Raw genomic sequence first — 12,624 nt, 5'->3', positions numbered from 1 at the left:
TCTTAATAGCATTTTTTTTAATCAAAATATTATCTAAACTTGTTATGTTTTTTTATTACGAAAATATTCTTCTAAAATATCTTTAAATCCATTAATTTTTTGCATTTCAGTTTCAGCAAATTTTTTATGACTTGGGTTTGCATCAGGATGATATTTTGTTGAAAATCAACGATATTTTTTCTTAAATGAATGATAAGTATCATCTTTTGTTAAACTAAAATAGTTTAAAGCTTCTTCAACATTATTTTGTTCAAAAGTATAATCTTCATCATCATCAAAATTTAATCCTAATTCATGAATTAAAGTAATCATTTCCTCAAATCAGTCATTAATAAAATTGCTACCAAAATCTAAGAGATCTTCAATTTGGTTATGATTATTATAACTATCTAATTGTTCGGTAAGATCAATTTCTTCTAAGATACCAGTAGTAATGTAGCCAAGATAATCTGATACTAATTTATTTGTTTTATTTATAAAATTTTCAAAACTAGAATCAACCTTTATATCTTCCTCAAAAAGAAAGTATAAGAGATTATTTGTTGATAATGCAGCATAATAATTAAATTTTAATAAGGCTACAATTATAATTTGTGTAAGAATAGCATCATATTTTTTATTAAGTTCTTTTTCCAGTTTTAATAATTGTGAATTAAAAATATATTTTTTATAGTCATCATAATAATTTAAAACTTGAAATGTTTTTTTTATGTTATATTCATTTGAACCAGAATAATCAAAATCTATTGCTTCAGAATTATTAGTTCTTAATTCATTTGTATAATCAGTTAATTGATTAATCGTTCAATATCCTCAGTCTGCTTCTTCAATTTCTCATTCAGTAAAATAATCACTATAATCATCTTCATAATCATCTTCAATATATGTTTCTTCTTCATTTTTATTTTTATAAAATGATTTAGTTGAAAATCATCTTTCTAGAAAAAAAGAAACAAGCATAGTTCCTAAAATTATTATTAAATATATTCATCAGCTCATTTTATAGCTCTCCTAAAAGGCCTTAACATATAATAATTTTATCATAATATTTTTTCATAATAACTTAGAACATCCTTTAAAAAATAAATAATTGTTTTATTTTTGTTATATAATTTAAAATAGGTATCTAACCATTGAAATTAACTATTTGAAAAAACTATTATAATAAAAATATGAGATAAACAAATATAAAAACACTCCGAAGTTTTTATCTTAATTTATCAAGTTAATTTCATATTTCAATTAATTGATGGATAGCAAAGAATTATTTCGTTTTTTTATTATAATAAACAATATTTTTACAAATGATTCATTAATTACCAATAACTATTAATATCTTAGTTTATTAAAATAAATATTTTAAAAAATAACAACATAGAGAAAGGAACTAAACATAAAATATGAAAAAAATTTGTGGATGATTAGGAATAATTTTTGTTATGAGTAATATAATTTCACATGTAACGGTTACTAGTATTTATTATAAATCATTCCAACCAACCTTTACCAATTTTAGAAGTAATAATATGATTTACCCATGAACAAAGAAGTTATGAGAAAAAAACATTTGAAAAAGACAAACAACTAGCAATTATGATTTGTTAAAAGAGGACCAAGATGAAAATAATAATGATGTTTCTGATGACGAAATATCATTAATTTCATCGGAACAATTCTCTCCATCACAGTTTTATCAACTTTGTAATAATTTGGTTGATAATTCAGATCAAGCAGATACAACAAATGAGAGAGAGCAAATGCTTGATGAAAGTAATAATATTGATGAACCACAACAACAAATGAGTTCACTTTTGCAAACACAAACTGATAGTTCATCTCGACCAGAACTAACTAATTGTTCGCATCTTGAACCACGAATTCCACTAGACAAGGTAATTATAAAACGAAATTTAGGAATATTACCAAATGATAAAGAAAATACTGTTTTTAAAGCAATTAAAAAATGGAATCCTAATTTTAATCAAGAACAAGTAACACTAAGAAATTTAGGAAGAACTAAAACGGGTAGTATCTTATATCAAATTAGAGCGAAAAAAAATTGCGCTGCCATTTATTCGGGAATATTGCATATTCGGTTTAATTTAATGGATGATTCTTCTGTAAAAAAACAAATGCTTTTGTCAAATATTATTGTTGTTCGTGATTTAGGATTATTGGCGGATAGTAGTCCGGAAACAATTTTAGCGGCAGTGGCAAGGTTAAATCCTGGCTTTCAACAAAAACAAGTACGAATTAGGACTTATGGAATTTACAAAGAAGGATTATTTTGATGTGATATTATTGCAAAATCTCTTTGTTCGCCATACTACGGTTCAATAAGAGTTCGCTTTAATTTAATAGCGGGAGTCACTCTTAAATATAAGAAAAAAGCATTAGCAGATGTAATCAAAGTTCGTGATTTAGGGTTATTGGCGGATAGTAGTCCGGAAACAATTTTAACGGCAGTGGCAAGGTTAAATCCTGAATTTGACCCAGCATATGCAACAGTAACTTTTTATAGAAAAAATATTAATGGTAATATTACAATAATTGTTAGAGCAAGTCGAAGTAAGAATTCAATTTATTCAGGAACACTAAATATCAGTTTTAAAATTCAAGCAACAGATAGCATTGATGACAAAAGAATATCATTAGCAGATGTAATCAAAGTTCGTGATTTAGGGTTATTGGCGGATAGTAGTCCGGAAACAATTTTAACGGCAGTTACAAGGTTAAATCCTGATTTTGATCCAAGCCAAATAACTTTACACTTTAAATTTTTTCATAGAAGGAATGGGACTTATTCAATACGAGTCCGAGCAAAATTAGGTGTTGGAACGTCTTATTGTGGTTCAGTTTATGTTTTTTTTACTTTAGAAAAAGATGCCAGTTCAAAGAATTCCCTTCATTCTCCATCTTTACTTATTCCTGATGAAAATCAACCAGGTCCTAGTGGGTTACAAACTAACCAATTTGTTATTTGTGATCAAGAAGAAAAACAACTAAGTAATGAAGAAGAAACTAATCAGCAAGATTTAACAAATATTATTCCTGTAACTAATTTAGGTTTTTTACCAAATAATGATAGAATAACTATTTTCCAGCAACTTCAAACATTATATCCTAGTTTAAATATTAATGAAATTTATGGACACTGAGCAACAACGGATAGGGAAGGTAATATTTTTTGATTAATTTATCCAGCTACAAATTCCAATTATACATCAGTAGTGTTAATACATTTTCAAGTTATATCATCGCAATTTCAACAACATGTAGTGGTAAATCCAGTTCAAGTACCACCAATAAATTTACCCCGGACCTTAACAAATTATGAGTATCATTTTTTAAATCAAAAGATAGAAAAAATTAGTTTAGAAAACAATAAAAATTTAGGAATTAATTTAATGCTAAAAAATAATCCAATCATAGAACAGTATAATTCTCTACCCTCTGCTGAAAAACAAAAATGATTTAATGCAATAAATAATCATTTCCAAACTTTATCTAAACCTAAACAAAAAATATTTAAAGAACAATTAAAAACAATTGGTACAACTGCTCTTGCTCAGGGAATTAATGCTAGTAAGACAAAAATAACTGCCAATCCTTCACCAGTTACCAACAATCATCACATTGATAACACATCATCAGTTCTTGCATCAAGCTCAATTTCTGCTCTTGGATTAGGGGGAATGACAAAAATGACTGGTATTTCACCAACCGAAGGTTTAAAAACAACTGCTAATTATCTTAAAAATATGATATTTTCTCCTCGTTCTACGGCAGCAATTGAAAGTGAAGAAACAATGGAACTAACGCCATTATTAACAACGACTGCTCCAGAAGAATTAACTATGGCAGAAACATTAACAGCAGAAACAACAGCAACTGTCATCAGTGAAGGCACAATCATTGGCACTGAAGCGACGGTTAGTACCGCATTAGCTCCTGAGACGTTAGGATTATCATTAGTCATTGGTGGGTTAATCCTAGCTGGAACAGGTTTGTTGTATTGAATTTTTAATGATAATAGTGTTGTTAAACACGAATCGAATAATCAATATAATGAAATTGAAAAATATTACCAATTTTTGGCACATGACAAATTAAAAATTAGTATTTCTACTAAATAATGAACAATAATTAAAATTATTTATCAAACATATTATTATGATTTTAATGCTTTTAAAAAAAAGATAAAAACCCAAGTTCTTGCTTTTCATCAAGAAGATCATAGTGGTTGAGGAGGAACAATTTTATCAACTGATATTGATATTTTAATTAAAACTATTTTTAATCATTTTTTAACAATAGATCACCATTTTGGAACAACGCAACAACATGGCTGAAAAATTATAACAAATACAATTGGGAGTTATTTGCAAGTTGAACCAGAATAATGAAATAGTAGGGATTTTTATTTTCAAAAAGGAATGGAGTTTATTTATTATAATTAAATAGTATGGAAAAATTTTTATTAGATAAAGGTTAAACAAAAATTATCGTTTTCTATTTTTTATGCTATTATTTTAATATATTTGAACTGCCAGGGTAACTAATGAAAAGTATGAACAAGTATAGAGTTAATAGTTAAGGCATATATTAAGAATGTTCATAATAGGTAATATGCTGGCTTATAAAAAAATTAATATCCTTTTAAAGAATAAAGAATTTTAAATAAATGTAGTGAATTTAATTAAGATAAATTATATAATGATAGAGTTGTAATTAAAGGTGGGGATTAATATTTATGGAAAAAATAAAATTTGTAGATTTGTTTGCTGGTATAGGAGGCTTTCATTTAGCTTTGAATAAAATCTCAAACTCAGAATTAATATTTGCATGTGATATAGATCAGTATTGTAGAGAAGTTTATTTAAATAATTTTAATAATAAGATTTTAGGCGATATTAAAGAAATAGATGAAAATACAATCCCTGATTTTGATTTATTATGTGCTGGTTTTCCATGTCAACCGTTTTCAAAAGGGGGCTTTCAAAAAGGATTTAATGATACAAGAGGAGCCTTATTTTTTGAAATAGTTAGAATTTTGCAAGCAAAAAAACCAATTTTTCTTTTACTTGAAAATGTTAGTAATTTAGTTAGTCATGATAATGGTAATACATATAGAGTTATAACAGAAGAATTAACAAGATTAGGCTATATTTTTCCTTCCAAACCATTAGTATTGACTCCTACGGATATTGGAATACCAATGCATAGAAAAAGAATTTATATTCCAGGGATTAGAAAAGATTTAAGCAATTCAAATGGAATTGAAATGTTTAATAGTATTATGAAAGAGGTTAAAGAAACAAAAGTTTCACAAGATATCTGATCATTTTTATCAAGTAAAGATTTAAATAATAAATATTATTTAAATGATTATGAAATAAACTTATTAAATTTATGAAATGAATTTTATAATAATATTGATATTAAAATTATTGGATTTCCAATTTGAGCAGATATTTTTATAAATAATAGAAATTATGAAAGTAATAAGGAATATTTTCCAGATTGAAAATGAAGAATAATATCAAAAAATTTGGATTTATATAAAAGAAATAAAAATTTTATTGATAAATGACTTAAAGAAAATGATAATTTAAATTGAGTAACTAACATAGCACATAAAAAATTTGAATGACAAGCTGGGGAATCCATTAATTCAATTTGAAATGGTATGATTCAGTTTAGACCATCTGGGATAAGAGTTAAAAAAGCAGATATTTTATCTACTTTAGTAGCTATGAATCATGCGCAAATAATAGGAAAATATAAAAGATATATTACTCCAGAAGAAGTTAAACTAATTCAGGGATTTCCCAAAGAATTTAAATTAGCAAAAAATGATAATATTTCAATGAAACAATTAGGAAATACAATAACTATTAATATAGCAGAAGTGGTTTTGAAAGGATTATTAAGTTTTTATGAAAAAAGTGTTAGTGGAGCAAGTTAATTTAGACAGCGTAATTGTAAATGATTATGATAGTAATATCCAGGGTATAAAAAGCATTTATACATTATTATATAAAAATTTTAATCAACCTAATTTAAAATTTGATATATTAGATAAATATATTAATTTTAATTATAAAAATAAAAACTTAAAGTTATATTTTAAAAAATTAACTTATTCTGGAAATCCTCATCCAATCCATGAAAAAAGAATGCAAGTAGGTTTAAATGAAGTTGAATTACAAGAATTTATTAATCAAAAACTATTTATTATCGGAATATATAATTACAAAGATAATATTATATTTATTTTACCTAAACTTTTTAAAAAAATTCAAGAACGCCGATGAAACAATTCATCAATTGCGTATGTTCATACTATTGATTTAATTAATTGTACTATTAATGGAAAATTTAAAAAAACAGATTCTAAGAAAAATGATATTTATTTATTTAAAAAATTAACTGACTTACTTGATTTTTTAATTACTAATACATATGAAGAACCTAATGAGTCATTAAAAGTTTTAGAAAAATTTGTTAATGAAAATTTAAATACAAACCAAATTTGATATGGGAAGTCATGTTATCAAGAAATGATTAATGCTGATTTTAAAGATAAATTTCAATCAGAATGGCCTGGCTTTTATTTAGAATTTCTTTTTCATAACTTTTTAAAAATTAATAATATATCTAGTGATATATTAAAGTATTTAAATATTAAAGGTAATGTTAAAGAACTTGATTTTGATTTATGAATATCAAATTCATATTATGGAGATTTAAAAGCACATTCGTTAACTTCTTTATCGGTATTAGGAAATGACAAAAATAGTGTAATGGATGCAGTTACTAATTATGGAAAAATTTGGTATTTAGTTTTAGAATATAGTGCAGTTTTAGATAAATATTATGATTTTGAAGTTACTAAATTTTGAAATACTAAATTAGGGAAGACTGATGATTTATATAGTTATGGCAAGAAAATGAAAAATAGATTATTATTATCTAAATTTTTAGTATTAGAAATTAATAAAGAGAATTTAAAATATGTAGAAGATTTTAAGCAAGGTGTTAACTCAAATAATAGTGAACGTAATTTAAAGATAAAAATTAGTTCAAAGCATCAAGAAAATTTTATTATATATAGAAAAACTATAGAAGCGAAATAATTAAAAATATAGAAATGTGTCAAATTAAATATGGCAAAAAATATTATTGTGTAGAAATGGAATAAATATTCAATTTAACCCAAAGATGAAGAAAAATAAAGTAATGAATCTGAATGTAAAAATGTTTTTAAAAATTTTAATACACATTTGGATTCTATAATATACATTAATATACATTTGTACATGGATAGACAATACCTACTTAAAAATTTACAAAAATCAAAAATAGAGGTCTAGTTTTTTTAAAATATAAATTATTTATTTACTACAGATAGAACAAAACTGAAACAAATTAAAATAACAAAAAATTTAATTGAAAATATAATTTATAAAATATCAAATATAGCAGAATTAAAAGAATTAAATAAACTTGATTGCTGAAAAGTTATATCAACATCAGTTTCTTCAAAAGACTTAGAAAAAATAGTATTAATTCAAAAATATTACATATATTTAATATAATTGCAAAATATTTATAATTTTTGAGAAAATATCATCAATTTGATGAGTATATAAAAATATGTAGTTGTTGTATAAAAAAATCTTAGATGATATAAGACAATAAAATATATTTAATGTATTATTAACGAATATAAAAGTATTGTTGTAATTTAAATTTAGTAGATATAAAGAAAATTTATGAATAAGTAAGCAAAAAAAATATTGAATACTATTAATTTTAATAAATTCATATGAAATTAAACTTGAAAATATGATAACATCTAAGATATATGACCATGTTTAGACACTACTTGGTAAATGAAGATTAGTTATAAAAATTTAAATTAATAACATTTATATTAAGTAAATTAAAATAATAATTATTTATAATGTTTTTTAATTTAGATTTTGGAAAGGAAAAATGAAAGCAATTATTTTATTCTTGCTGGCAAGTACATTATTTCCAAATTCAATGACATATTATTATTTGCAAAACCAAACTAACAAGTTACAGCAAGACAATTATTCAATAAATAATTTAAAACTAATGCAGACACAGTCTGTTGCCCCAATTTATCCAACTTTTACGAAAACTTTTAATAATGGTGTTTATAGCTATCAAGTTCGCCAACAACAATCAGCTGTTAAACGATATGAATATGCGGTTGATATTTCACAGTATGCCAACAATAATAACCAATTTTTTAATTATTATAATTCAATTAATATAAACTTTAGTTTAAGTTTTTTTCACCATAATAATTATAATGATACGTTAACAAAAAGAATTCAAAATAAAAGTAGTGCTTATCCCGATAACTATAGTTATTTTATTTCACAAGTTAATTCTCGTGGAGCAAATGGAGGTTGAAGTACTAATTGAAATGATTTTTTAGCGGTTTATAGTAGAAGTTTTGATGATGATACCAATACCCATGAAGGAATTGCTTGAGATTATCGTGTTAGTGGGAATATGTTTTATTTTTATGTTTATATTGTCGTTGTTGCCGGAGGAAATGATAAGGTAACTAGTGCTGGCGCCGGAGTAAACATTAAATCGTTAACCTTTAATTCTAGCCATGATGTTAATAAATTAAAAAATAAGTTAAATTCTGCATTAAGTAAAACATTAGATTTTACATCGAATTATTCTGGTAGTTTAACAGATCATCGTAATATTAAAGATCCAACTGGCCAGGGAAATGATTTACCAACAAAATTAAATGAAATCATAAGAAAACAACTAGGTAATGAATATGACAGTTGAGCAAGTTTTATTCAACCACCGTCCTTTTCTGATAAAACACGGAAAGCAACAACTTTAATTAAATTTCGGAACCCAGAAACTGGCCAACAAGAAGTATGAACATTTGTTACTCCCATTAATCTTCGCTTAAGTAGTGGTTATTGAGCAAATATAATTTCAAAACGATTACATATTATTCCAGGAAAAATTGTTGATAAAAATGATTCAACAAAAGGGATGGTTACTGATGAACCAGAAACATTAGCACCACCAAATATCGCCGAGAGTTATGGTGGAAAATATCGTTATCATACTTCGGTTGGAATGGAATTTGATGCTTTAAAACGAGCTGATGATGGAACAATTAATCCTGAATATGTCGAAATTAATGGTCAACCAGTTTCAGTGCTAGACAATAAATTTAGTGCAACGTTAGAAGATAACCGAATTACTGGAACAAATAAGCAACATAGTTATCGAATTGATATTTATTATAAGGACAGAACTTATCAAGAACAATATACCATTGAAATTGTAATTGAAACGCTTGTTCCTAATTTGCAATTAAAATGATATGCTTGAGATCCAAATAATAATCCCGATCAAGCTGAACTTGTGAAAAAAACCTTACCAGATGGTAAACCTAATCCAAAATATGATTCAGAAATTAATCCAAGTACAGGAACTAAAACTCAAATTTTGTGAGTTAAACATAAGTCAGAAGTGCCAACGCCACTTGATCCGTTAAATAAAAACGGAGAAGTAATTAATCCAAAGAAAAATCCACAAGATTATGACTTAGGTTTTATTGCAGAAGGTTCAATTTCGGGAATGGGTGTGAACCAAGTTTTTAATGATCAAAATATTACTTCAGTTTATCGGCGTGCTGTTAATGCCAGCAATTTATTAGGTGTTGCTAGTCCCACGGACCGACAAAAGAACCAACAAATTCAATCTGATCAAACAGGAAACTATTGAGCAGATACTGGAATTTGACATTATACTGTTACAATGGCTGATGGAACAACTGCCCAAAAGTATGCGATTATTGGAGCAGAATATCAAAATAAATATCCACGCTTTTTAGATACTATTGACAATAATCAAGCTGTTGAATTTTGATCAACTATTCATGGAATGCATTTAAAAAATTATTTAGTTGATGTTAAAAAATTAAATACTGAACAAATGTTAGCTTTAAACTACGAACAAGTTGCTAGTTATTGAAAAGAATATGCAAGTGATATTATTGCTCAAAAAGTTCCACCAGATCCAAATCCAGCAAATTATTATGATATTTCAGGTAATTTCCCAGCAATTAAAATGAACGAAATTGATACAAATAAAATCCGTACTTTAGTTTTAAGTTATGCCCAAAATTATATTAATCAAAAAGTAAGTGGCGCTGTTTTAGGAAATGACTATATGGTTGTTACCAAAGAAGGCGTTGATATTAATAGTAATCCTGATGCTTTACAATCACTATTAGATAATGCAACAAGTCCAAAATATCTTGATATCAAAATTAAAGCAAAACCATTATCATCATTACTAATTGGTGAAGCAAAGGGAAACATTAAAAATTCAAAAAATTACGACCCAGAGAAAGTCGTAGATTTATCAAAAATTAAGTTTAAAAGTGGGAAATATAATTTTGAAGGTTATACGATTGAAAAATTAAAACAATGAATTATTGATAATATTAATAAAGGTTTATACCCAAAATATTCTCAATTAGTTTTTAACCAAGATTATGGAATTTCAATTAATAACATTCCGCCTGAGGATGATAGTCATAATAATGTTCCCGGATATTTTGATGATATCATTTTTAAAGACTTTTTAGATAATACAACACAAACAAAGAAAATAACTGTTTTTTTATATGCAAATAATGCTAGTGATTTAACAACCGGAATGACATCTTTTAGTCTTGAAAATGATGTTAATGCCATAGTTCCACCAGATATTCCACCAGGTCCAATTGATCCAATTGACCCTAATAAACCAATTATTCCGGGAGATAATTCAAATGATGGTTCGGATAAAAGATATTTACGATGATTGCTGCCCGTTATTATTATTCCAATTATTGGAATAATGATTGGTGGAATATGATTTTACTTTCGATTTAAGAAAAGAATTCGATAGGGCAACAGTAGAACAAACGAACAAATATCGTTATAGTATTTCTTTAAAAGGAACTATTTAAAAATATTTTTTCTATTAAAAATAAAATAATTCAAAATAAGGTTTGAACATTTTTAAAAATGAATTAACAATTTATATTAATATTTTGTTTACAAAAATTATTAAAATCTTGCTTTTCTTACTGAAAACCAGTAAAATGATAAATATTGTATTAGAAGGGCCTAAAAATGGAAAATATAACAAACAACGAAACAATATTAAAACTAAATAATAATAAAACTTGAATATTAAAAAATAATATTAAGACTTTAACTAAAAGCTGACGATTTTGATTTAAGTTAATAATTGGTCTTTTACCAATTATTTCAATTATTATTTTTACTAGTGTTAGTTTATCACTAACATTATGGTGTAAACATCAGGGAATATTTCCAAAAAGTTGAGTACCAAAATATGAAACAAAATTATCAGAGTTACAAAGTTGATCAGATATTAGTATTAGTTTTATGGTTATTTTTCGGAATTTAACCTTATATACCTCATATTCAACTTTTATTTTTTCTGCCTTCTTCCTTAATTCTGCTTTTAATACCTTAAAAGAAGGGCAAGGACGATATGATAATAGTAAAGTTGGACTATTAGCAATGGTAGTTATTTGCTTTACCTTATTCTTTTATAATCTTTCTTTACCGATTACAGGTGATTTTAAAACCTGATTACCAATTCAATGAATGAGTATGTTTTTACAACATTCTTTAATTCCACTATTAGGTGTGATTTATTATTTTACTTGTTATCAACATCATAATTTAAGTTATAATAAAATAACTATGTTACGTTGATGAGGTTATAGTTTAGCAACAATTCTAGGATATTTCTTAGTATTTACTATCCTTGGTTATATTTTAAAAGCAACGCATAGTTGAAAACCAATGCCAGATATGTCATTCTCAGGTTATTTCCCATATGATTTTATGGAATTTACAAATCCAAAAGCTAGTTATACAAATGGTAAAGTTTTAATGGCGGTCCAAACAATTGTTGTTTACACTACCTTTGCCTTAATTATTAGTGGCTGTTACTTTGGATTCTATTTTGCACAAAATAAAATTAGTAGTAAAAAAACAAAGCGATTACAAAACCAATTAAATTTAGCAAAATAAAAAGTAGTTTCAAACTACTTTTTACCTTTTTTATACTTTTTACTAGTTTATTTATTTTGATAATAAATCATGCTTATTAGGTAATGATTCTGAATTTGGCAGTGTTTCTTCCACTGAATTATTGTCCTTTTTCAATAATTCTGGACGGCAATTTTTGTAACTTAATTTGACATGTTTTTTAACAGGGTCAAAATCAAGAACTTCTACTTCAACACTGTCACCAACATTAACAAATTCTCGAATATCTCGGACAAAGAAATCGGAAAATTCACTAATATGAATTAAACCGGCTGCATCTTTTAATTCACAAAAAGCACCAAACGGCGTTATATTTGTTATTTTAACAATAACTTTGCTTTTTTTATCATACATAATATTTTTTTCTCCTTTTCATAACATTATTATATTATGCAGATTGTAATAGCAATTAGGACTTCCGACCCTTATAAAATAATAACATTTTAAAATAAGATGCAACTCTTTT

At 25.6% G+C, this 12,624-nt stretch carries 7 protein-coding genes; 5 read left to right on the top strand and 2 right to left on the bottom strand.

Annotation, left to right across the window (positions count from 1 at the left end):
- Nucleotides 1-42: 42 nt before the first annotated feature.
- Entirely contained in the window at nt 43-999 is a 957-nt protein-coding gene (locus tag SPM_RS03650; protein WP_004028240.1) for a hypothetical protein, read from the bottom strand.
- Nucleotides 1,000-1,400: 401 nt separating this feature from the next.
- Here SPM_RS03650 and SPM_RS03645 point away from each other — a divergent pair, with 401 nt between their 5' ends.
- From SPM_RS03645 to SPM_RS03625, 5 genes are all read left to right on the top strand, one after another.
- On the top strand, nt 1,401-4,136 hold the full coding sequence (locus tag SPM_RS03645; protein ID WP_004028239.1) for a hypothetical protein: 2,736 nt from the start codon (nt 1,401-1,403) through the stop codon (nt 4,134-4,136).
- Nucleotides 4,137-4,753: 617 nt separating this feature from the next.
- The gene (gene dcm / locus SPM_RS03640; RefSeq protein WP_004028238.1) at nt 4,754-5,968 is read left to right on the top strand and encodes a DNA (cytosine-5-)-methyltransferase; all 1,215 of its coding nucleotides are present in this window, start codon (nt 4,754-4,756) and stop codon (nt 5,966-5,968) included.
- Entirely contained in the window at nt 5,940-7,139 is a 1,200-nt protein-coding gene (locus SPM_RS03635; RefSeq protein ID WP_004028237.1) for a hypothetical protein, read from the top strand. The genes dcm and SPM_RS03635 overlap by 29 nt, the downstream gene beginning before the upstream one ends.
- An 862-nt stretch (nt 7,140-8,001) precedes the next feature.
- On the top strand, nt 8,002-10,977 hold the full coding sequence (locus SPM_RS03630; protein ID WP_004028236.1) for an Mbov_0399 family ICE element protein: 2,976 nt from the start codon (nt 8,002-8,004) through the stop codon (nt 10,975-10,977).
- Between the two features lie 227 nt (nt 10,978-11,204).
- Nucleotides 11,205-12,140, top strand: a complete 936-nt coding sequence (locus SPM_RS03625) for a hypothetical protein (RefSeq protein ID WP_004028235.1) — start codon at nt 11,205-11,207, stop codon at nt 12,138-12,140.
- Between the two features lie 51 nt (nt 12,141-12,191).
- Here SPM_RS03625 and SPM_RS03620 read toward each other — a convergent pair whose 3' ends face one another.
- A complete protein-coding gene (locus tag SPM_RS03620) occupies nt 12,192-12,512 on the bottom strand; it encodes a S1 RNA-binding domain-containing protein (protein WP_004028234.1) in 321 nt (106 codons plus the stop codon).
- Nucleotides 12,513-12,624 lie beyond the last annotated feature (112 nt).

This window comes from Spiroplasma melliferum KC3, assembly GCF_000236085.2.
Taxonomy (GTDB): domain Bacteria; phylum Bacillota_I; class Bacilli_A; order Mycoplasmatales; family Mycoplasmataceae; genus Spiroplasma; species Spiroplasma melliferum.
Note: the sequence above shows the minus strand (reverse complement) of the source record. Positions and strands in the feature narration are given on the sequence as shown.